This window comes from Rhizobium sp. 57MFTsu3.2 (assembly GCF_012932765.1).
GTDB lineage: Bacteria > Pseudomonadota > Alphaproteobacteria > Rhizobiales > Rhizobiaceae > Rhizobium > Rhizobium altiplani.
In genome coordinates, this window is the sequence record NZ_JDWI01000005.1 from 44,321 (window position 1) to 66,103 (window position 21,783).

A 21,783-nucleotide genomic window follows, 5' to 3' on the forward strand; every position below is an offset into this window, starting at 1 on the left:
ATACCGCCGATGCCATTGACAGTCTGCCCTTCAGGGCTGGACGGCGCTCGATGAGCACTTACGCAAAAGCGTAAGAGCCGTCCGGCCGTTTGGGAACGCGGCGTTGCCAGTGCACATAGCCTTCATGAACCATTGCTTCTTCGTCCATCTCAACGCCCCAGCCTGGCCTGTCCGGCCTCAGCTCGAGATAGCCGCCCTTGGGCAAATAGGGATCGATGACGTAACGCGTTTCGCCCTGTCGGCTCTCAATATCAAGGCCGCCGTAGACATACGCCTGCCCCTTAGGCAGCCGATACTCCAGAATACGAAAATTCTGTGCGGCGGCGGAGAAGTGAACATTCACGGCCGTGGCGAGTGGTCCCATGGGATTGTGGGGCGCCACGCCGACGAAATGCGCTTCGGCAAGTGTTGCGATGCGCCGCATCTCGCTGATGCCGCCGACCACGCAGATGTCGGGCTGGATCAAGTCGGCGCCCTTGACCTGCAGAAGGCGCAGGAACTCGTTTCGATTGTACAGCGATTCACCTGTTGCGAGCACGCAGTTCAGCCCCTGCTTGAGATCGCCCCAGGCCTCGATGTTTTCGGGGCGAAGGGGCTCCTCGTAAAACAGCGGATCGTAGGGAGCAAGCGCATTGCCGAGCTGGCGTGCGGCGACAGGCTCGAAGATCTTTGCATGTGCGTCAAATGCGATCTCGTACTCGTCCCGCACGGTCTCCCGCAGAGAGCGGAAATAATCCGCCGACGCCTTGACCACGTTGCCCCAGCGATGTGCGTGCATGTCGATGCGCCAGGGGCTGAGCTTGAATGCGGTAAAGCCCCATTCTTCATTCAGCCGATCGAACTCATCGCGCGCAGCTGGTGCATCGGGTGCTGTATAGACGCCGGCATAGACCTTGACACGATCGCGAACTTCACCGCCAAGCAGCTTGTAGACGGGAAGGTTGGCAGCCTTTGCGGCGAGGTCCCAAAGGCAGTGATCAAGCGCCGAGATCGCAGCCAACCCAAGGGCGCCCGGTGGGAACCGGCTTTGCTGGATCAACAGATTGACCAGATAGTCGACACGCGTTGGATCCTGACCGGACAGAAAACCATAGAGGTAGTCGAGGAGGGGAGGGAGCGCCTTGTCGGGACCGTGGTTGTAGCATTCGCCCCAGCCCGTCAGACCGTCGTCGGTGTCGAGTGCGACGATGACGCGGGGACGGTCCTTGTCGCGGGTCATGAACACCCGCATGCGGTCGATCTTCATTTCTCTTTCCTTCTAGCGATTGAAATAGCGGTGACGCGACAGGCGCGTCTGGACGTAAAGATGCTCGTTATAAGTTCCGGGATTGTAGGAGCCGGCACTCTCGGGCACCGGCACGGAGACATTGCCGCCGCTTGGAAAGCGCGCCACGAATGCTTCATCGATATCACAACCAAGACCCGGCGCGTCCGGGACGGCAATCGATCCGCCGACCTGTTGTGGATGGGGCAAAATCGTCAGCTTTCGACCGTCCCAATCGTCATCGATGCGTTCGAGGATGAGCGCGTTCGGAATAGCCGCCAGCACGTGCAACGCAGCGTATTCGGCGACAGGACCGAGCGAGCCTGAATGCGGCGCCATCTGGATGTGATGGGCCTCGGCCATGGCCGCGATCTTCTTCATCTGCGTAATGCCACCGGCCCGGCCGGTATCGGGCTGGATGATGTCGACCAGTTCGTTTTCGATCAGTTCGCGCTCCCCAAAAATCGTCGCCGAACGTTCGCCGGCTGCCAAGGGAACGTGGGCGGCATCGCGAATGCGTCGGTAGCCATCGATGTTTTCCGGTGCGATCGGATCCTCGACCCAGAAGAGTTCGTAAGGCTCAAGCGCCCTGACCAGTCGGCAGGCATCGGCCGGTGTTAGCCAGGGCGGGCCATGAAGATCGATTGCAATGTCGATCTCGTTGCCGACTGCTTCGCGCAATGCGGCAACCTTGCGCACCGGGTCGGCAACCCCGCCGCATTTGATCGCCTTTATCCCGCGTTCCTTGACGGCAAGTGCCCGCTCGGGCGTGTTTGCATGGGAGTAGATCGGAATCCGGTCACGAACCTTGCCGCCAAGCAGCATCCAGATTGGCACACCGAGCGACTTTCCCTTGATGTCCCACAGTGCCATGTCTATGCCGGTCATGGCGCCGGCGCCAACCGTTCCCAACATGCCGTGACCCATCATGGCGACATGCATCTTCTGCCATAGCCGCTCGATATGGGCCGGGTCCTCGCCGATGAGGAGCGGCGCAAGATCGTGGATCGCGGTCTCGATGACACGCGGCCATCCGGAGCATTCGCCGATACCTGTTATGCCTTCGTCCGTGTCGATTTTCAAAAACAGCCAGTTTCTTGTGCCTGGCAGCCTGGAGGCGCCATCGCCTGACCGTTCATCGGAAGCCCATTTGGAGGGATCGGGCTGGCCGGCATGCATGAGAAAGGTTCTGATCCCGGTAATCTTCATTGTAAGAAACTCCAGTGCCTCAGATGTCTGTTAGATGCAGCGAAAATGCCGCAAGCGATCCCGCTGTCGCGGATCGAGGCGCGCTCTGATGGGATTGATTGTCCGACGCCAAACAGCGGCGCTGCAGCCCTTGTCTCCTTCGTGACCTCGACGAACATGCAGCGCTTTCCCGTCTGATCCCTAGGCATGTCCGTCAAGGTGGCAAACTCCGGCATGCGATGTCGCGCAGACTGATTCCGCATCACTTCCTCCCACATTGCCCAAAAGGCGGACGGCAGGACGAGCTCCGGCCCCGCCTCAAAGCGCTCTCCCTGGCGCCGGCGCTGACGATAGGCATGGTTTCAAATAATTACAAGAGTTGACAGATAATTACAGATTTTGTAGCGATGGTGATGAGGAAACGCCTGCTGTCATCTCTAAACGACCGCCCAGGAAGGCATGGGGATATGAATCTGTCAGATGCTGTGCGAACCAAATTGAGAGCGGTCTCGACCGCAACGCTGACGACGGTGTTGATGAAGCGCGGCTTGAGAAATGTCTTCATCCGCGGCATCCACAAGATCAATCCGCAAGCGCCTCGCCTGGTCGGGCCTGCCTTCACGCTGCGCTACATTCCTGCGCGGGAAGACATCGATCATCTCGGCGTCTTTAGCGATTTGAATCACCCGCAGCGCCGCGCCATCGAAGAATGCCCGCAAGGCGCCGTGCTTGTTATCGATAGCCGCAAGGATCATTCGGCCGCTTCTGCCGGTGGAATCCTGATTACGCGTCTCTTCAAGCGCGGTGCGGCAGGCGTTGTTACCGATGGGGGTTTTCGCGACACGCCAGGCATTGCCTCCCTGCCGTTTGCAGCCTATCACGCAGCACCCTCGGCGCCGACGAACCTGGTGCGCCACCATGCCCTCGATATCAATCAGCCGATTGGCTGCGGTGATGTGCCCGTCTATCCGGGCGATCTCATGGTTGGCGACGATGAAGGCGTGGTCGTCATCCCGGCAGCGATGGCAGAAGAGGTCGCCAACGAGGCTTTCGAGCAAACCGTTTTCGAGGATTTTGTCGAGGAACGGGTGCGCGCCGGGCAGGGGATATTTGGTCTCTATCCGCCCAACGAGGGCACCGCTGCGGAATTTGCGGTCTGGAGGAAAGAAAAGGGACGATGACGAAACTTTCCGCCGCCATGGAGCCTAGCAAGGGTGCAACCCGCTTGAGCGACATCATCTACGAGAAGATCGTCGGGATGATCGCAGACGGAAACTTTCCGGTGAACGAACGGTTGCCGCCGGAATCGAAGCTTGCCGCCATGTTCGGTGCTTCGAGACCGGTCGTGCGCGAAGCACTTGAACGATTGAGGACCGATGGCCTTGTCGTCTCACGCAAGGGTTCCGGCTCCTATGTCCGACAGCGGCCGGACTCATCAATGCTGAAGATGGTGCCGGTCGGATCGCTCGCCGACGTTCAGCGCTTCTTCGAATTTCGCGCAGGTCTCGAAGCGGAGGCAGCCGAGCTTGCCGCCCGCAACTGGCAGCCGGAGGACAAGGAGCGGATCATGGCCGCACTGCAGGCAATCGAGGAATGCTTGCGCAATGGCGAGCTCGGGGCCGATGAGGATGAGGCGCTGCATGACGCGATCGCCATTGCCACCGGAAACCAGTTCCACATCACGGTCCGCGAGTGGTTCAGGCCACATTTTGCTGTCGGTCATTCCGTGACGCGAAGTCTTAGTCTCAAGCGCACGCCTGCGCAGATACGCAGCGTCCAGGATGAGCACGCGGTGATCGTGGCGGCGATCCTTGCGCGGAACGAAGCCGAGGCCCACGACGCGATGAAGCGCCACATCCTGAACGCACGCGCTCGAATGTTCCAGGGAGTCGATTGATGAGCCGACTGACCGCAGTGGCTGTTTCGAGGCCGGTGCCGCCACTGCTCTTGATGTTGATGGCGAGCGCCTGGCGCCTATCCGCTTTACGAATTGATCGACAGGTAGGGGAGAGAAAATGAGCATCGCAACCATGCGCCAGGCCCTGACGGGCGTGTCCGGCGTTCCCGTGACGGCCTATGACAAAAACGGTGAGGTCGAACCCCGTTCGACTGCAATCATTTATCGCCGGGTGGCGATGGCTGGCATCCACAACATCGTCGCGGCTGGAAACACCGGCGAGTTCTATGCCTTGACCGTGGAGGAGATCCGCAGCGTACACGAGGCTGCGGTCACAGGTGTCGATGGCAAGGCGCCGGTGACGGCCGCGATCGGCAGATCACTGCGCGAGGCAGTCCGAATGGCAAGGGACGCAGCTGCGATCGGCGCATCTGCCGTCATGGCGCATCAGCCCGTCGATCCCTTTGCGGCACCATCGGCGCAGATCGACTATTTCTGCAAGTTGGCGGATGCTTCGCCCCTGCCAATGATTGCCTATGTGCGAGCCGACGGTTTTAATGTCGAAGACATGGTCCGCCTTGCCCGCCATGAAAACATCGCCGGCATCAAGTTCGCAACACCGGATCTAATGCTGCTATCGCGGGCGATTTCAGCCTCCGATCCCGCAGGCGCCCTCTTTGTCTGCGGCCTCGCTGAAAGCTGGGCTCTGTCGTTTACCGCTGCCGGCGCACGGGGCTTTACCTCCGGACTCGTCAACGTTGCGCCAAAGCTCTCGCTTGCAGTGCACGAAGCGCTTGCCAGCGGTGATTACGACGGTGCTCGCGCCATCCTCAACAAGCTCGAGCCGTTCGAACGCATGCGCACGAAATACCGCAACGGTGCGAATGTGACGGTCGTCAAGGAGGCGGTAACCCATTCCGGCCTGAACGTCGGTCCGGTTCGCGTGCCGGGATTGCCGATGCTGGACGAGAGCGATCGTGAAGAACTGTTTCGCCTGCTTCGCGCGTGGGAGGCTGCCGGCGACATCCAGCGGCATGAAGCGCCGGTCGACGCGAGGGCGGCGGGCTGAGTTCGACATTCATCTATTTAGCCAGGGCGATTTGACGCCCCAAGATTGGGAGGTCTTGAAATGCTGAGGAACCTGTTGGCAACGGCCGCAATGGCCAGCGCATTGATTGTCGCGCAACCTTCACTTGCGGCATCCCCGCCGAACATGCTGGTGATCGGTACCAATTTGACCGGCATCAGAACGCTTGATCCGGCGCAGAACAATGCGCGGACAGTCTCCGAACTGATCTCCAACCTCTACGATAATCTCGTGCAGTTGTCGCCGGACGATCTGAAAACGTTGAAGCCGATGCTCGCGACGAAATGGAGCGTGTCGGACGACGCCAAGGTCATCAGCCTGACGTTGCGCGACGACGCTGTCTTCCAAAGTGGCAATCCTGTCACGGCAGAAGATGCTGCCTGGTCGATCCAACGCGTCATCAAGATGGGTCAGGTCGGTTCGACCGATATCGCGCTATGGGGCTTTACGCCTGACAACGTCGAGAAGCTTGTACGAGCCAAGGACGAACGCACGCTCGAGATTGAACTTCCACGACCCGTCAATACGGATCTGGTACTCTATTCCCTTGCCGGATCGTCGATCGGCATCGTCGACAAGAAGACGGTACTGTCGCACGAGGCGAACGGCGACCTTGGGGGCGCTTGGCTGTCGGCCAACTCGGCGGGAAGCGGGCCGTTTGCGCTTGCTCAATGGCGTCCAAACGATGTTGCGATCTTCAACGCGCAGAAGGCCTATTGGGGTGGTGCCCCGGCCATGGCGCGAGTTGTTGCACGTCATATTCCCGAATCCGGCAATCTCAGACTGCAGCTTGAAGCAGGTGACGTCGATGTCGGGCAATATCTGGCAAGCGGCGATCTCGATGCCTTGTCCAACAACAAGGAGATGGTGATCGACAACGTTCCGGGCCTCGGCTTCTACTACATTGCCCTCAATCAGAAAGATCCGGATCTTCAAAAGCCCAAGGTTCGCGAGGCCTTCCAACATGCGTTCGACTGGAAGGCGATTTCCGGCAATATCATGCGCTACACGGGCTTCCCGTGGCAGTCGATGATCCCGCGCGGGATGATTGGCGCTCCCGATGAAGCGGCGTCCCGCTATGACTACGATCCCGCCAAAGCCAAGCAACTGCTTGCAGAGGCAGGGTATCCCAATGGATTGAAGAAGGTCCTCAATCCGTCCGGAGCGGCAACCTTGCCGTTTGCCGAGGCGCTGCAGGCGAGTGCGCGCGTCGCCGGACTTGACCTTGATCTCGTGCCTGGCGAATTCACGCCAGCGTTCAGGGAGCGGAAATACGAAGTCCTGCTCGGAAACTCGGGAGCCCGTCTTCCCGACCCCTTCGCTGTTGCCACCCAGTACGCCTACAATCCCGACAACAGCGATGAGGCACGTCTTGGGAGTTACTATCTATGGCGGGCCGGAATGAAGGTGGACGAACTTAACACGCTCGTCGATCAGTCGATGAAGGAACGCGACACCGGCAAACGCACGGAAATCTTCAAGAAGATGGATAGCGTTTATTCCGGAATGGATGCCCCGCTCGTCATCTTCTTCCAGCGGACGGACCCTTATGTCATGCGTTCCGCAGTCAAGGGTTACCACGGCCACACGACCTGGTCGACGCGCTGGCACGACGTAACCAAGGAGTAAGGGGTCGTGGCGAATGCCGATCTAGTATCCAAGCGAAATTCCGACACCACTTTTAGCGAAGAAGAAGTGGCCTATGTCGCGCCGCATCCACTCGCAATCATTCTAAGACGTTTGGCAGGGCGCGTGGTGGCGATCGTGACCACGCTGCTCGGCCTGCTCTTTCTTACCTTTTCGATGGGGCGGTTGCTTCCCGCCGACCCGGTGCTTGCCATCACCGGGCCGGAGGTCAGCAAGGAGGTCTATGATCGTGTCTACAACGAGCTGGGACTAGGGCAGCCGATCCTCGTGCAATTCCTGAGCTATGTCGGAAGGGTCGCGACAGGCGACCTTGGAACATCGGCAACGACCGGACAGCCGATCCTCACCGACCTATTGGCGATCTTTCCTGCGACAATCGAGCTTGCAGTCATCGCCATGATCGTCGGAGCGCTCGTCGGTGTACCACTCGGCATCACCGCTGCCGTCAGGCGCGGCACCGTCATTGATCACGTTGCACGGATCGTTGCGCTGGCCGGTCATTCCATTCCGATCTTCTGGACCGGCCTGATGGCGCTTTTCGTCTTTTATGCAAAGCTTCAGCTTGTCGGCGCATCGGGACGCGTCGACGTATTCTATGAGGGGCTCGTCACACCTATAACCGGCTTTCTTTTGATCGACTCTGCGGTCGAGGGGCAGTGGGACGTGTTCCAGAGTGCGCTTGGTCACATCATCCTTCCCGGCGCCATCCTTGGCTACTATTCAGTGGCCTATATCAGCCGCATGTCGCGCAGCTTCATGCTCGAGCAGCTCAGTCAGGAATACATCGTCACGGCCAGGGCAAAGGGGCTCGGGCGCCGCAAGGTCGTCTGGCGCCACGCCTTCAGGAACATTCGCGTGCAGCTGTTGACGATCATGGCGTTGACTTTCGGGGGCCTTCTGGAAGGCGCAGTGCTCATAGAGACCGTTTTCGGATGGCCGGGACTTGGCCAGTATCTGACGCGTGGGCTTCAGATGAATGACATGAACGTCGTGATGGGAGCAGTGCTGACAATCGGCGCCGTCTTCCTGACGATCAACATCCTTTCGGATGTGCTTTACCGCATCCTTGATCCGCGAACACGGTGACGCCGATGACGATGTCCACAGAACAAGCCGACCGCATCGACGGCAGCCGCTTTCGCAAATGGCTGCGCGCGCCCGAACCCCAGGGCTGGTTTCAATCGAGCGCGCAGCAATTCCATCAGGGCTGGCTGAAATTTCGCCTTCACCCGCTCGGCCTGGCAGGGTTGGCAATCATTGTCCTTTTGATCCTTGTTGCGCTCGCCGCGCCACTCCTGACGGCTTACGATCCGATCGTCCAGGACATGGCCGGACGCCTTTCGCCACCATCCGCGGAGCACTGGCTCGGGACCGACAATTTCGGCCGGGATGTCTTCGCCCGTATTGTCTACGGCGCCCGCACGACGCTCTATATCATCATTCTCGTCTCCGTCATCGTCGCTCCAATGGGACTTTTAATCGGTACCTGCTCGGGCTATTTCGGCGGAATTGTCGATGAAGTGCTGATGCGCATCACCGACATCTTCCTGTCATTTCCGGGGTTGGTGCTGGCGCTCGGGTTTGCGGCAGCACTTGGTCCGGGCATTACCAATGCCATCATCGCGATCTCGCTCACGGCCTGGCCACCGATTGCACGCCTTGCGCGCGCAGAAACGCTCAGCCTGCGAAAGGCCGACTTCATCGCCGCCGTGCGGCTCCAGGGAGCAACGCCTGCAACGATCATCACCCGTCACATCCTGCCGATGTGCATTCCCTCCGTCATTGTGCGCGTGACACTGAATATGGCGGGCATCATCATTACGGCAGCCGGCCTCGGCTTTCTTGGCCTTGGCGCGCAGCCCCCCTGGCCCGAGTGGGGCGCAATGGCGGCGACCGGCCGCGAATTCATGCTCGACAGCCCATGGGTCATTGCAGCACCCGGCATTGCAATCGCGCTCGTCAGCCTTGCGTTCAACCTCGTCGGCGACGCGCTTCGCGACGTTCTTGATCCGAGAGGTTCGCAATGAGTACGTCACTTATCGATATTCGCAATCTCGAGATCGCCTTCGGGCACGGAACAGTGAGGGCCGTGCGCGGCGTCACCTTTTCACTCGAACAGGAAAAACTCGGCATCGTTGGCGAGTCCGGATCGGGAAAGTCCACGGTTGGTCGCGCGATAATGAAACTGTTGCCACCGACCGCAATCGTCAGCGCTCAGCAGATGACCTTTCAAGGCGTGGATCTGCTCAAGGCCGACGAGCGCGCGATGATGACGATCAGAGGACGGCGGATCGGGTTGATCTTGCAGGACCCGAAATATTCGTTGAACCCGGTCATGCGGGTGGGCGAGCAGATCGCCGAAACCTATCGCTTTCACTATCCCAAAGCCACGGCGAAACAGGCCTTCGAGCAGATGCTCGCGATGCTGGATGCGGTCAAGATCCGAGATGTTGAAAAGGTGGCTCGCCTCTATCCGCACGAAATATCGGGCGGCATGGGCCAGCGCGTGATGATCGCCATGATGCTGATTGCCGAGCCCGAGGTTTTAATCGCAGACGAGCCAACCTCGGCGCTTGATGTCACGGTGCGGCTTGAAATCCTGGCATTGCTGGATGAGCTCGTTGCGCGCCGTAACCTCGGTCTGATTTTCATCAGCCACGATTTGAACCTCGTTCGAAATTTCTGCGACCGTGTCCTTATCATGTATGCCGGCAGGGTCGTCGAGGTCCTCAAGGCCCGCGAACTGGAATCCGCAAAACATCCTTATACGCAGGGTCTGCTTGCATCTCTGCCCTCGATCGACAACCCNCCCACCCGCTTGCCGATCCTGAAGCGTGACCCGGCTTGGTTAAATGACAACGTGCTGGAGTTGCCGCAGTGATTGAAATCAGCAACCTCACAGTCCGCTTCGGCGCCAGCCTAAGGCCGGTCGTCAAAAATCTCAGCCTGGCTGTTGGAAAGGGCGCCGCGTTTGGGCTCGTTGGCGAATCTGGCTGTGGAAAATCAACGGTTCTACGCGCCATGTCCGGCCTCAATCCACAATACGAGGGACGGATAAGACTGGACGGCGAAACGCTGGACCGCCGGCGCGACCGGCCATTTTTCCGGCGCGTCCAGATGGTGTTTCAGGATCCTTACGGATCACTCCATCCCCGCAAGACGATCCGCTCACAGATCAAGGAGCCGCTCCGCAATCAGGGGCTTGCCACCAATTCGATTGATGTCGATGCAGTTCTCCGCTCGGTTGGGCTCGACCCGTCACTCAGCTACAGATTCCCACATCAGCTCTCTGGTGGGCAACGCCAGCGTGTTGCGATTGCCCGCGCCTTGGTTCTTGACCCGGCCGTTCTGCTTCTCGACGAGCCGACCTCGGCGCTTGATGTCTCGGTCCAGGCGGAAATTCTCAATCTTCTGGACGATCTGCGGAAAGATCGCGGCCTGACCTATCTGCTCGTCAGCCATGACCTGGCTGTCGTCTCCCACATGTGCAGCAGGGTCGCAATCATGGAAGCTGGCGAAATTGTTGAACAGGTCGAGATCGAGCGCTTGCGGCAAGGTGCGGTCGAGCATCCGTATTCGCAGCGTCTGCTGCGGGCAAGCAGGCTCTATGGCAAACAGGTCACGCCATGACATGGGGCTGTGCTGACAAGCTCCTGGGGCTTGCGGGCTCCGAACACATGATGCCGGCGGATGCGTCATATTATGACCCGGTCCGATAGCCGCTATGCTTGAGATCGTCGTGATCACTCAGCAGCTTTGAGCGGCCCCAGTGCCACGTCGGTCGTGTAGTTCTCGCGCATGAAGTTGATGAAATTCTGCTGGAACTGACGGGTGTGCGCATGCGCAAGCTCATCGGCAAGTTCGACGTTGCGCTCACGGATCGCCTCTAGCGGCGCTGGTTGCCTTCCTGGCTTCGGAAGAAGCAGCTTTCATGTGCGGGTCGCTCGTTAAAATTACTGGTGCGAAGGCGGTCGCGTAATCGCACTTTGCCGTTTGTTTGCGGACGAAAATGGATGCTGTCGGGCGCTTCGCGGTCGATTGGGGGGTGCTTCGGAGCCGCCGCCACTCGGTCTGCGCGTTCCTCCCAGAACGCCTCACCGTGGACGCTGCGATGACGACACGAGCGGCGGCGACATCCCGGCGGCGACCATACCCCCCACCTGGTCCGCCGGGAAAACTGATGGACTGCCAGATGCATCTATCAATCCAACCCACGAGCAGCGCACGAAACCGGTACCCCTCGACTGTGAGGCGGCGTTTCAATCGTGCGATCGACATTTACCCGTTGTCGGCGGTTATATTGCGTTGAGAAGCGTTCGACTTGTGATCTGGTGACATTAATTTGCGGGCAGCTGCCACATTTCTCAGGTGCGAGAAAACGGAAATGCCACCGGTTGAAGTTTGCGAACAAGAACAAACAATGGTAGCATTACAGCTTCCGGGGGACACCGCTCATGGCCGGGCAACGCGAACCTGACATTCAAAACCTGATCAATGGACCAACTTCATGGGGACTGGCCACGCGCCTGGCAGTTCAGCATCTGGAACGAGTTGGAATTGAGGTTGCGCCTTTGCTGTCGCGGTCTGGCCTTTCAAGCGCAGCGATCGCAGAGCGCCGGCGAATTCATGTCACCGCGCAAATGCATTTCCTGCAGTTGGTCGCGCATGTTTCGAAGAATACTTGGATGGGTCTTGCCTTGGCCAAGGAATGCGACTTGCGTGAAATGGGGATGCTTTACTACGTGATGGCCTCGTCACACGATCTGAATGACGCTTTCACGCGCCTTGGAAGATATGTCCGCCTTGGAAACGAGGCACTCGTCGTGCGGCTTAAGGAGAAGCCCGCATGTTCTGTCGAAGTCTCCTACACGGGGGTGCAGAGGCATCGCGACCAGCACAACATGGAGTTGCTTTTATTTGCCCTTGTGCGCCTCTGCCGCAAACTCGTCGGACGGGATCTTTCGCCGCACAAGGTGAGATTTGTTCATCATAGAACTGGCGACCTGACCTATATCCGGCGAGTATTTGGATGTGAGGTTGAATTCGGAGCAGAAACGGATGAAATCATTTTCAACGCCGGAACGCTGGAGCTCCCGGTCGTTGGAGACGACCCATTTCTCAACGAACTGATACTGAAGATGTGCGACGAGGCGATGACAACCCGCATGGCCAATACCAGCCGGTTCCGAACGATCGTGGAAAACAATATTGCGCCTCTGTTGCCGCATGCCGAGGCGTCCATAGGAACCGTTGCAAAACGACTTGGTTTGAGCGAGAGGACATTTGCTCGTAAATTGGCGGCCGAGGGCCTAAGCTTCAGTGAGGTCCTGGATCAAATGCGCCGTGAGCTTGCGATGCGTTACCTCGAAGACGATCTTCAGGCGTCCCAGATTGCCTGGTTGTTGGGGTTTCACCATCCGAGCTCCTTCAGTCACGCTTGCCGCCGTTGGACAGGCAAGAGCCCGCTTGAATTTCGGCGCGCTCCTGTCCAAATCCCGACAGTCGAAGCAACAGCATGATGCTCTTCTTTTTATACGCAAACTCGGACCGCACCTCTCGTTCCTGTCAGGCTCATTCATCCCGGTGACATACGCGCGACATGCCAGTCGGCCCTTGTGACGTGCCGTTGTCGCATGGCGCCGACGTCGCCATCTGATCTGCTTGCGCAATGGCCCAGCTATTCCGTTGCTTTCGCGCAGATGGCGGACAGCGTGGAGGGCGGCTGCGTCGAGCTTTGGGTCAGCCTGCCGGGCTCCTGTCGCATTGCTTCGGCGCGGCGCATGAAGTCTTCGGCCGTGCCGACCGAGGGGAAGTCGGCGGCGAAGCTGCGGGCCACGAGCAGAGCCTGCTCGCGACCGCTGTTGTTCCACGACACCCACACGAAGCGCGACAGGTGCTCGAATTCTTCCCGCAGCGTTCTCGCTGACATCAGTTCCTCCTCCAGAGGCGTTTTTGCGGGCGGGCGCGATGGCGAGACTTCCCGGTCTCCTCGGGGCAGCACATTGGCCGCATCCTCGACCGTCAGCCGTTCTGCACGGGGGCACTTTTGCAAGTTGCACTTTGATTGAACGGAAGCACCCATCCGGCCACAGTACGACCGGCAATGCAACCAGATCCCAGCCCTCCGGTCGCATTGCCGTGCATTGACACTCAATTACTTCGTCTCCGCGCAAAACCAGTACCGTTTTCGACCGGTCAAAATCTTGCTGCCCGAAGACAATTGTTTGCGTTAGGCTGCCACGGGTTCACAGTGTGCGGATTACGCACTCCTGTTCAGGCAGAAACGCTGATGGATCAGGCTTAGATAGTCATCCGCACCGCCGACCCTGGGAGGGCTGTTGTGGCTTCGGGCCATCGGTATAACGATACGCGGCGATGGTGATCGCGAGTTTAATCAAAACCTCTGGCATCGGATCAGGTTGGTCATGCAAAAGGGCCCCGCCTGAGCACAAGCGGGGCGAGGAGAGCGTTTGGACATCAAAAGAAACGGCAACGAAAAAAGCCGCCATTCCAGCCTTCAGCTGGCGCTGCGTCCAGATAAAGTTCGCCGAGCACGCAGCGTATCATTCAAGGGCCAGTTCCATTCATCGTCTTTGTCGGGATCGCAGACAAGGATATGATGCAGGCAGACACGCAACGGAGGGTTTTCGATGGCTAGCCTTCGGATAGATGTGATGAGAATGGTGAGGCGCAACAAGCTGGTTGGCATGTGGGCGGCGGAAAAACTGGCGCTCGCCGACGAAAACGCGAAAGCATACTCGGATGAACTTGCCAGAGGGGCGGTTGACGTCAACCGCAACGATATCCTTGCCATCATCCGGAGAGACTTCGACGCGGCTGGTGTGGATCAATCGGATGAGGATATTCTGGCAGTTATGAACGTCTGCTGGCTTGAGGCTGGAAATCAATCAGAGACGTCGGATGCCAGTGACGGTGCGCTTGTGCAGATTGCGCGCAACCTGGTGAAGTAAAATCTGGTTACACTCTGGCCGGGGAGGCGGTGGAGAGGCGAAGGTCCCGGTGGTCTAAGGCGCCGCGAGGGATGGTATTCTGTGACCGTCCGTTGTTTCGCACACGTCCTGATTTGGTTCACCGGGGGAAATTGGCGAACCGATCCATAAAATGGCAGTCGGCGCGCTTATGTCCATTGCCGCCCATTGGAGCTGGCTTCGATCTTTTCCCAAAAAGGCCTCCGGTGCTATTCGGATTCTGAGGACTACGGCGATTACGTGATATTGACGGACGACGGAGGCGCCGAAATCCACCTGACGAAGGCGGCCGAGGACTGGCTCGTTCCCGGCAAGAGCCCGTTCGGCATCTACTTCTACGCTGACGATGTCGAAGAACTGGCGGCCCGGCTAAAAGGCAGGCTTCTTTATCCACCAGTCAAGCAGCCATGGGGCATGTTCGAATTCGCAGTGTCCGATCCGGACGAACACCTGGTGCGCGTGGGCCGGAGGATCGATTGATCGGGTCTGGACCTGCGGCCCTGATAACGGGGAGAGGAGCACCCGTACACCGCCTTTCTATTCCCCGTAGCGACGGCTGCCGTTTACATTCCGTCCGACGATTTCCCTGATGATGGTCAGTGTTTCTCTGGCGGCTTCGTTGGGCGGCAGGGCCGTGTCCGCGACGTTGCTGACAAGCCTGGTGATGTCGTGATCGATATCCTTTTCGGACCATCGTTTGCCCTTGGCGACAGTAATGTACACCGAATAGGCGTGGTGCATCGTCCCTGGCCGTTCGCCGATGATGTGAAGAATCCCTCGGAAGCTGTTGGGATTTGTCCTTGCGAAAAGTACCTCGCCGATCCTGTATCCGGCTCTCACCCTTCCGCTGGTAACAACAATGTTCTTGTTGCTCATTGCGACGCCAGCTGTGGCCAGCAGCCGGCGCATCTCCTCGAGATAGGGCGCAAGATGTCCATCATCCATGATGGCCTTTGCATTTAGTCCGTCGGAAATAACGATCTGACCTTGAGGGATATCGTCTCCCCAGGCATCTCTCAGTCTTTCGACGTCCCGCAATCCTTCCGCGTTCAACATCTCGCCACTCATGGGATGGGCTATGTAGTCATTGCGATCCCTGGACTGTGTGTGCACTGAAACGGCATCGGGAATGCCGGCGATAAACTCGGGCGTGAATTCGGTCCAGAGGGACTGCTTCGCATCCTCGTACAAGCCTTTGACCTTGGTCGAAAGCGTCTGATTGAGATCCCATCTGTTCCTTCCATGCCCTGTGGCAATGTCGACCCCTCGCTTCTCAATCTCCCGCATCTTCTGCCGGCCTTCCGCATAGACCTGCTCACGCGATCTTTTGTCGCCCTTGGCCAGGCGATATTGGAAGTACACCCAAAGGGGATTTCCATAATTCGCCGTGTAGCGGTTGTCCTTGCCCACCACGCCGAGCCGCTTGTAGAAGTCCCAAATCGCATCGTTGACCCGAAAGCCGAACTTTTCGCGCAAGCGCACGTGATCCTGAAACGATGTGGTGAGGTAGCTCAACATCGGGTCGTTCTTCGTTGGCAGCGCGATCAGATAAGCGGGATTGGCCGGCATGATCTGATCCTGGCACCAATCCAGGTCATCAAGGCTCACTGTCATGTGCAATGTCGTACAAATGTCCAGACCGATGGTAAGGCCATGGAGCTTGCCCATGACCAAGTCTTCGAGACAGCATCTCACGAGTTGGTCGCGGCTCTTGAATACCTCCGGCCCGATAAAACCGGCGACATCATTGACGTGAAGCCAGGCGCCCTTGGGCTGCACCTTGGCAAGCTCCAATCCTACAGCCCTGCTGAAGCCGTATTTTCGTGACTCAAGAACCATCATGTCGACGCCGTTCGCCGCCCCATTGGTGAATTCCGAGCCCTGTCCGGTTTCAAAGTAGAGGCCATATCGCTGCCCCTTCTTCGCCCGCGCATATTTCAGGATCTTGTCAATCGTGATGTCGAAGATCTTGTTACAATCGTCAGTTCCAGCAAGGCTCTGGAACATCGTGGAGACGGTTTTGGGGAAGCTGTCGCCTACTTCGGCCTGGACATCGATGTGCGAGAGGACGCACCACGGGATCACATCCTGCAGCTTGAAGGTGTCGACAACGTCCTTGAGCGCACGTTCGACAGTGGCGACGCTGTTGACCGTACTGTCAACTGGATTGGTGCCGATGACGATGTCGCCCGTGGCATACGAAAATGCGTCGAAGACCTGCCAGATTATGTCGTCGGGATGGTCCGTCGGTGAATTGGGCTGGATGCGTGCGCCCATGTATCCCTTCGCGCCAAGCTTGGTGCCAGGCATTGCGTTAAAGATCTTTCGGCTGACGGAGACGAGCTCTTCATTGCTCATCAATTTCGGCACGCAGCCGATGGTGTCGCTGGTCAGGCCATTCATGACACCCCTAATCTCGTCCTCTGGCTCGGCGAGAAGAAATTCCTTCAATTCGCCCATGGTCCAGTCCTTGACCTTTTCGTACTGGGCCTGGTCGGTGGTCTGCCAGATGAGTTGTTGCAGATCATCCTGAGATAATGGTCTCGCGTAGAGGTCCGCGAGCTTGGTATTCGTCAACAGAATGCGCGCATTTCGTCGCGTCGCATCGTTGTCGGCGCCAACGCCGATTGCTTGATCTCCTTCCTTGAACTCATTGGCAGCACCGATAACCTGCTGGTATAAAGTAGGTTCAAAGCCGCCCTTCATTCTTGAGATGTAGGTAAAAATATCCTCGCCTTGTTTCACGTCCTTGATGGAGAATGCATCCGGCTGGGACGCGGACTTGGCGCCATTGCTGTAACTGGCGATCGTCGCGGCGGCGGTTCCCGCCACCAGCAGAAGATCTCTTCTGGATAGTCCGTCACGCGCATCAGACAACAAGCCCTTGTTCATGGCGATACCTTTCCGTGGGTCAAAGGTCATTGGCTCTGCTATGCCTCGAACCGGCTGTCGGAGTGAAAACCTCCCGCAGCGGCACGGTTCTGAGCTACCTAAGGTCGTTTCGCAACTGAGCGGATCCCCCCGCAAGATTTCCGATCGCAATGCCGCCTTGCGAACCCTGTTGTCCAAAATCGGAACCGCCGGTTGGCTGGTACAAGTGTTACAATCTCATGACGATGCGACCGTCGATCTTTCCCGCTTCCATACGGTGGAAAATGTCATTGATGCTCTCGAGACCCTCCCAGGAGAAATGAGGTGTGACTTTTCCTTCGGCCGCGAATTGCAGCGATTCCTCCAGATCCTGGCGCGTACCGACGATCGATCCCCGAACTGTTATGCGTTTCAGGACTGTTTCGAACACCGGCAGCGATATCATCCCCGGCGGCAGGCCGACGAGTGCCATCGTCCCACGCGATCGCAGGAAGCCAAAGGCCTGCTCCATGGCGGCGGGGGAGACCGCCGTAACGAGAGCCCCATGTACACCGCCATCGGTCGCCTTCCGAACCTGCTCGACGGCGTCGCCAGCCTTGCAGTTGATCGTGACGTCCGCCCCGAGTTGTTTTGCCAAAGCCAGTTTCTCTTCGAAGATGTCGGCGGCGACGACATGCATGCCCATCGCCTTTGCATACTGGACGGCCATGTGACCCAAGCCTCCCACGCCCGAAATGGCAACCCATTCGCCTGGGCGCACCTCTGTCTCTTTCAATCCCTTGTAGACAGTGACGCCCGCGCAAAGAACCGGGGCAGCGGGGCCGAACTCCAAATGGTCAGGCAGTGTGCCGACGAACTCAGGATCAGCGAGCCCATACTCGGCGAAGGTGCCATTAACGGAGTATCCGGTGTTCGACTGCGAGGCGCAGAGTGTTTCCCAACCGGTTCGGCACTGCGGGCAGTAGCCGCACGCGCTGTGTAGCCAGGGCACGCCAACACGGTCGCCCTCCTTCACTCTCGTGACACCGGCGCCGATTGCCGAAACATAGCCAACGCCCTCGTGCCCGGGTATGAATGGTGGGCTCGGCTTCACCGGCCAATCCCCATTGGCTGCATGGAGGTCGGTATGGCACACGCCAGTCGCTTCGTATTTGACGAGTATCTGCCCCGGTTGCGGAGATGGCACGGGCACATCTTCGATCACGAGAGGTGTGCGGAACTGTCGAACGACAGCGGCCTTCATCATCTGACCCATGAGTTTCCTCCAACTGGAAACGAGACGCCGGTCAATCTGAAGCTGCGTCGTGAGCCAACGATGCGCGGGATTGCCAAGAGACCGCGCCTGGTCCACAACGCAAAACACAGTAAGTCACGTCCCGATATCGTCGCAAACGTAAACCTCTTCCGATCGGTCGACAACAATGAAGCGGCGAGGGGGCCTTCGGCAGTCATAGGTCGGGCGAAATATCCTGGCAGAGAGCAGCCTCTGGACCAGCGGCTGAGGCCCATATTTCCGCTTGCGTAGGCTGCGCGTCGGCTCCATGTTGATCATATTCTTGGTCGGGAGGTTATAATGGTAACGGGCACGGTGAAATTCTTCAACGAAGACAAGGGGTTCGGTTTTATCAGTCCCGAGGGGGGCGGCAACGATGTGTTTCTGCACATCTCGGCTCTTCAGGCCTCTGGGATCCAGACCATCCGCGAGGGGCAGAAAGTCTCATTCGATACGGAACCGGATAAAAGAGGAAAAGGCCCCCAGGCTGTCAATATTGAACTGCGGTGACGGATCGTCTGTCATTGGCCCGCCTACCGTATGGTGACAAGGATATATCGTCGTCGATGCCGATGCCGGTATTCTGCAAATCGACGGGTTTGTTACTCTGGGCTGTCCCGGCTGGAAGGTGAAGACGTAGCTGACCTGATGACGGTCACGACGTGGTATCTTTGAGAGGTGCGGCTCAAACAGGGCGCAACCGGACACCCAGCATCCTGCACAGGACGAAATCTCCCATGCCAGAGGGGGAGAAGCTTAGCTCTTTTTAGGCAACGCCTGCGCTTCTCTCGCGATCGCGGGCCGCTTTGGATTACAGGGCTCTGGCCATGCTGGCATTGAGCGATCAATGTCGCAGTGAGGTAAAAGGCAGCCCTTCTGGACCGTTCACCGCCCACTGGAAATCAAGTGCGACATCGTCCTTTCCGCGGTATAATGGTGGACTGCAAAGTTGACGGAAGGGAAGCCGATGAAAAGGCTAGCATTCGTTGCCGTGTTGCTTGCGACGGCGTTGACGAGCGTCCCGCCGGCAATGGCATTCCCCACCATCGTCGCCCCGAAGATCGATTCCCCGCAGGCGCAGCCGGTGGACTATCATGGCGGCCACGGCGGTTACTACCACGGCGGATACTATCACCATCATGGCGACGGCGGGTGGGGCTGGGCGCTCGGCGGCCTCGCGGCAGGCGCAATAATCGGCGGATTGCTGGCGCAGCCGAACTATTATGCACCTGACTACTACGACCCGGGTTACTACGGCCCGTCTTATTATGCGCCTCGATACTATCGCAGAGCGTATTACGGTGGCAATGCGCATACGCGCTGGTGTTATGCGCGTTATCGATCCTACAGGAGTTATGACAACACGTTCCAGCCCTATTATGGCCCACGACAGGCGTGTGTCTCGCCCTACTACTGATGGCGCGCACGGCCCTTGGCGGAAGCGAAAGGATTTGCGCATGATGTCTGCCAGCTGATGGCGCGCGATACCCCCCGACCTCCATCTTATCAAGATGACCAAAAGCCTTCGGAACGGCAAAATTTCTTTCTTGACTATCTACGAAACGATCGCATGGCGACGGCCGTGGCGCGCCTCTGTCGCCGCGGGCGCGACCAGGCGGTACCATCTCTATGCCGCTGACCTCGGCACAAGCAGACGTCCGATCTCGACCCGGCGCGGTTCACTGTTCGAACGGTGCCTGTGCTGCTTGCGAAAAGCTCAGCCTGGCAGGATTATTGTGATGGTGAGCGACCGCTTGAAGAGGCAATCAAGCGTCTCGGAAAAGCAAAACGGCCAGCATGAGTTGCCAGATGTGTCTTAAGGCCACGGCACATGGACAAAGAAGCAAAAACCACGGCCACCCGGCCTTGGCGTGTCGGTGCAACGACTGATCTGCCGCACGACCGGATAACGGTGGAGCGGTTTCGAGAAGCGTTTCCTCGTGCGCGGTGGAGCGACAGCCTGAACGCCTGGTTCGTGCCCGGTCGTACAGCGGAAAGGCGTATCAGCCGATGGTTCGCCGAAGTGGAGGCTGAGGCAGATGCATTCGCTGACGAAAAGGGCAGGGACGCGTTTGCATTCGATCCGATCGAAAGCCGATATCTCGAAGCCGCGACGGCGACGTTCCAGATCCGGACGCCCTATTCACGAAGTGTCATCAAGGAGATCCGCGAGATCCCTTATGCACGCTGGGACGTTGATCGCCGCTTATGGACTGTTCCTTACCGGTCGTTCGAGGACCTCCGCAGTCGATGGCCGGCGATCGAAGCGGCTTCCGAGCGCAGTGAGCCCGAAGCGAGGCGCGCGCGGCGGGAGGCCATCAAGGGAACGGAAGAAGAGGGCTTGTCCAAGGCGAGGACACGGGAGCGCCGGCGGAAGCGATACCCTGTTCCCGCACATGATGGCCCGCCTTTCGCGCGCGCGATCGGGACGCATGTCGGAGTCGTCTGTTTCATCGGCACTGACGGCGAGTTGGCGGACCGGCCCACGGTCAGCGCGTTCTATTTTCCCGCAACTGAAAGCGTAGAATATGTCTGGGCGTCGTGGCGCGCAGGCACACTTGAAGAACTGGTCACGACATGGCCTGCGCGAACACCACCCAACAAGAGTGAGCTCGATCGGGGCTGGTGGATGCCGACGCTGGAGGAGTTGCGACCTGCGCGACGCGACGCGAGATCCAGACGGCTGGCGAACGAGCGTAAAAGCAAGGACAGGTCATCGAATGAGAGAACGGCAAACCGCCGCCTTTGAGCAATTCCGAAGCCTGCCGCCGGTCGAGCCGATCGAAATCGTCGGATTGTGGCAGGGGCGCGGCATCCCCGCCGGGCACCCGCTCGACGGCGTGCTGGAAAATCTTGGCTGGTTCGGAAAGCGGTTTAGGGCGGACATGCGTGCAGACGCATTACTGTTTTGGACGCGAGAGCGGCGTCTGATTGCCATCGATCCAGCACAGATACCGGTTTGCCTGGCACTTCGTTTCCACAAGCTCGGACGCACGGGAGCGGCGCGGATCCTGTTCTCCTATCTGCGCCGCGGTTTTCAGGCGAGTGGTCCGGTGGCTTGCCTGAGGATCATGCGGTTTGCCGGCGCCGAGAGTGCGGCGATGGTCTATGACGAGCAGCCGATTGTCGACTATTTCCGCCGCGTCGATGAAAGAAAGATCATGGGGGTGATGACGATCAAAGGCGAAGACCAGATCTACTTCTTTGAACTCGAACGGACGGAAGAGCTTGAAAAAGAACAGGCGCACACCAAATAACGCCCCACTACCCGTTTCGATGGTCCTTGCCGTGCAGATTTCTGCCGCCTGCGGTCGTCCGGGTTTGGCAGGGCGCTCCCCGCAAGGGTCGAGCGCCCTGCCTGTTTTAGTCTGCATTTTCTCGGCCATGGACAACAACATTGTCCTGGATCTCACGGCTCTAATGCATGGCGGAGCGTGGCATTGACAATCGGCGAAACTTGATCTGCGCGATCAAAGTCGGCTGAGCGAAGGCTAGTCTTCCTGCTTGAGGGTCGGCCGGCCATTTAGCCTTCAGTCTATCGACGCCACTAAGCCATGGAAGCCTGCT

At 58.6% G+C, this 21,783-nt stretch carries 21 protein-coding genes and 2 pseudogenes; 17 read left to right on the top strand and 6 right to left on the bottom strand.

Annotated elements, in window-relative coordinates:
* Nucleotides 1-58: 58 nt before the first annotated feature.
* The gene (locus AF71_RS07525; RefSeq protein WP_169680708.1) at nucleotides 59-1,246 is read right to left on the bottom strand and encodes a galactarate dehydratase; all 1,188 of its coding nucleotides are present in this window, start codon (nucleotides 1,244-1,246) and stop codon (nucleotides 59-61) included.
* Between the two features lie 12 nt (nucleotides 1,247-1,258).
* Complete coding sequence (locus AF71_RS07530) at nucleotides 1,259-2,473, bottom strand: mandelate racemase/muconate lactonizing enzyme family protein (RefSeq protein WP_169680710.1); 1,215 nt, start codon at nucleotides 2,471-2,473, stop codon at nucleotides 1,259-1,261.
* Nucleotides 2,474-2,919: 446 nt separating this feature from the next.
* Between AF71_RS07530 and AF71_RS07535 the strand changes: the two genes are divergently transcribed.
* The 8 genes from AF71_RS07535 to AF71_RS07570 all read left to right on the top strand — a co-directional run bounded on the left by AF71_RS07535 (nucleotide 2,920) and on the right by AF71_RS07570 (nucleotide 10,713).
* The gene (locus AF71_RS07535) at nucleotides 2,920-3,633 is read left to right on the top strand and encodes a ribonuclease activity regulator RraA (RefSeq protein ID WP_210258191.1); all 714 of its coding nucleotides are present in this window, start codon (nucleotides 2,920-2,922) and stop codon (nucleotides 3,631-3,633) included.
* Nucleotides 3,630-4,349 carry a FadR/GntR family transcriptional regulator gene (locus AF71_RS07540; protein WP_169680712.1) on the top strand — a complete coding sequence of 240 codons (720 nt, stop codon included), beginning with the start codon at nucleotides 3,630-3,632 and terminating at the stop codon, nucleotides 4,347-4,349. Before AF71_RS07535 ends, AF71_RS07540 begins: the two co-directional genes overlap by 4 nt.
* Nucleotides 4,350-4,467: 118 nt before the next feature.
* Nucleotides 4,468-5,418 (top strand): dihydrodipicolinate synthase family protein, encoded by a 951-nt coding sequence (locus AF71_RS07545; RefSeq protein WP_169680714.1) that lies wholly within the window; start codon nucleotides 4,468-4,470, stop codon nucleotides 5,416-5,418.
* Between the two features lie 60 nt (nucleotides 5,419-5,478).
* Entirely contained in the window at nucleotides 5,479-7,065 is a 1,587-nt protein-coding gene (locus AF71_RS07550; RefSeq protein WP_169680715.1) for an ABC transporter substrate-binding protein, read from the top strand.
* Nucleotides 7,066-7,131: 66 nt separating this feature from the next.
* Nucleotides 7,132-8,169, top strand: a complete 1,038-nt coding sequence (locus AF71_RS07555) for an ABC transporter permease (RefSeq protein ID WP_169680984.1) — start codon at nucleotides 7,132-7,134, stop codon at nucleotides 8,167-8,169.
* A 5-nt stretch (nucleotides 8,170-8,174) separates the two neighbouring features.
* Nucleotides 8,175-9,110: an ABC transporter permease gene (locus tag AF71_RS07560; RefSeq protein WP_169680717.1), complete on the top strand. Its 936-nt coding sequence runs from the start codon at nucleotides 8,175-8,177 to the stop codon at nucleotides 9,108-9,110.
* Nucleotides 9,107-9,964: an ABC transporter ATP-binding protein gene (locus AF71_RS07565; RefSeq protein ID WP_169680719.1), complete on the top strand. Its 858-nt coding sequence runs from the start codon at nucleotides 9,107-9,109 to the stop codon at nucleotides 9,962-9,964. Before AF71_RS07560 ends, AF71_RS07565 begins: the two co-directional genes overlap by 4 nt.
* Nucleotides 9,961-10,713: an ABC transporter ATP-binding protein gene (locus AF71_RS07570; protein WP_169680721.1), complete on the top strand. Its 753-nt coding sequence runs from the start codon at nucleotides 9,961-9,963 to the stop codon at nucleotides 10,711-10,713. Before AF71_RS07565 ends, AF71_RS07570 begins: the two co-directional genes overlap by 4 nt.
* Nucleotides 10,714-10,826: 113 nt before the next feature.
* On the opposite strand, the pseudogene AF71_RS31540 reads toward AF71_RS07570, so the two are convergent.
* Nucleotides 10,827-10,973: pseudogene (locus AF71_RS31540) on the bottom strand (GntR family transcriptional regulator); the annotation flags it as partial.
* Here AF71_RS31540 and AF71_RS31545 point away from each other — a divergent pair.
* A pseudogene (locus tag AF71_RS31545) lies at nucleotides 10,970-11,062 on the top strand (short-chain dehydrogenase); the annotation flags it as partial. The pseudogenes AF71_RS31540 and AF71_RS31545 sit on opposite strands and share 4 nt — an antisense overlap.
* Nucleotides 11,063-11,537: 475 nt before the next feature.
* The gene (locus AF71_RS07585) at nucleotides 11,538-12,602 is read left to right on the top strand and encodes an AraC family transcriptional regulator (RefSeq protein ID WP_169680722.1); all 1,065 of its coding nucleotides are present in this window, start codon (nucleotides 11,538-11,540) and stop codon (nucleotides 12,600-12,602) included.
* A gap of 158 nt (nucleotides 12,603-12,760) precedes the next feature.
* On the opposite strand, the gene AF71_RS07590 is transcribed toward AF71_RS07585, so the two are convergent.
* Nucleotides 12,761-13,012 carry a hypothetical protein gene (locus tag AF71_RS07590; RefSeq protein WP_169680724.1) on the bottom strand — a complete coding sequence of 84 codons (252 nt, stop codon included), beginning with the start codon at nucleotides 13,010-13,012 and terminating at the stop codon, nucleotides 12,761-12,763.
* 745 nt (nucleotides 13,013-13,757) lie between these two features.
* On the opposite strand from AF71_RS07590, the gene AF71_RS07595 reads away from it, so the two are divergent.
* Complete coding sequence (locus AF71_RS07595) at nucleotides 13,758-14,054, top strand: ATPase inhibitor subunit zeta (protein WP_246733608.1); 297 nt, start codon at nucleotides 13,758-13,760, stop codon at nucleotides 14,052-14,054.
* A 258-nt stretch (nucleotides 14,055-14,312) separates the two neighbouring features.
* Complete coding sequence (locus AF71_RS07600) at nucleotides 14,313-14,552, top strand: hypothetical protein (protein WP_169680726.1); 240 nt, start codon at nucleotides 14,313-14,315, stop codon at nucleotides 14,550-14,552.
* A gap of 57 nt (nucleotides 14,553-14,609) precedes the next feature.
* On the opposite strand, the gene eutB is transcribed toward AF71_RS07600, so the two are convergent.
* Complete coding sequence (eutB, locus tag AF71_RS07605; RefSeq protein ID WP_169680990.1) at nucleotides 14,610-16,964, bottom strand: ethanolamine ammonia-lyase subunit EutB; 2,355 nt, start codon at nucleotides 16,962-16,964, stop codon at nucleotides 14,610-14,612.
* Between the two features lie 208 nt (nucleotides 16,965-17,172).
* Nucleotides 17,173-18,198, bottom strand: a complete 1,026-nt coding sequence (adhP, locus tag AF71_RS07610) for an alcohol dehydrogenase AdhP (RefSeq protein ID WP_169680728.1) — start codon at nucleotides 18,196-18,198, stop codon at nucleotides 17,173-17,175.
* A gap of 315 nt (nucleotides 18,199-18,513) precedes the next feature.
* Between adhP and AF71_RS07615 the strand changes: the two genes are divergently transcribed.
* The 5 genes from AF71_RS07615 (at nucleotide 18,514) to AF71_RS07635 (ending at nucleotide 21,473) form a co-directional block, all read left to right on the top strand.
* Nucleotides 18,514-18,726 carry a cold-shock protein gene (locus AF71_RS07615; RefSeq protein WP_169680992.1) on the top strand — a complete coding sequence of 71 codons (213 nt, stop codon included), beginning with the start codon at nucleotides 18,514-18,516 and terminating at the stop codon, nucleotides 18,724-18,726.
* Between the two features lie 457 nt (nucleotides 18,727-19,183).
* Nucleotides 19,184-19,633 carry a BA14K family protein gene (locus AF71_RS07620; protein WP_169680730.1) on the top strand — a complete coding sequence of 150 codons (450 nt, stop codon included), beginning with the start codon at nucleotides 19,184-19,186 and terminating at the stop codon, nucleotides 19,631-19,633.
* 57 nt (nucleotides 19,634-19,690) lie between these two features.
* Nucleotides 19,691-19,855, top strand: coding sequence for a hypothetical protein (locus AF71_RS32225; protein ID WP_348644120.1), 165 nt, complete (start codon nucleotides 19,691-19,693; stop codon nucleotides 19,853-19,855).
* A 192-nt stretch (nucleotides 19,856-20,047) separates the two neighbouring features.
* Complete coding sequence (locus AF71_RS07630; RefSeq protein WP_169680732.1) at nucleotides 20,048-20,965, top strand: hypothetical protein; 918 nt, start codon at nucleotides 20,048-20,050, stop codon at nucleotides 20,963-20,965.
* Nucleotides 20,937-21,473: a DUF4334 domain-containing protein gene (locus AF71_RS07635; protein ID WP_169680734.1), complete on the top strand. Its 537-nt coding sequence runs from the start codon at nucleotides 20,937-20,939 to the stop codon at nucleotides 21,471-21,473. Before AF71_RS07630 ends, AF71_RS07635 begins: the two co-directional genes overlap by 29 nt.
* Nucleotides 21,474-21,783: the final 310 nt, after the last annotated feature.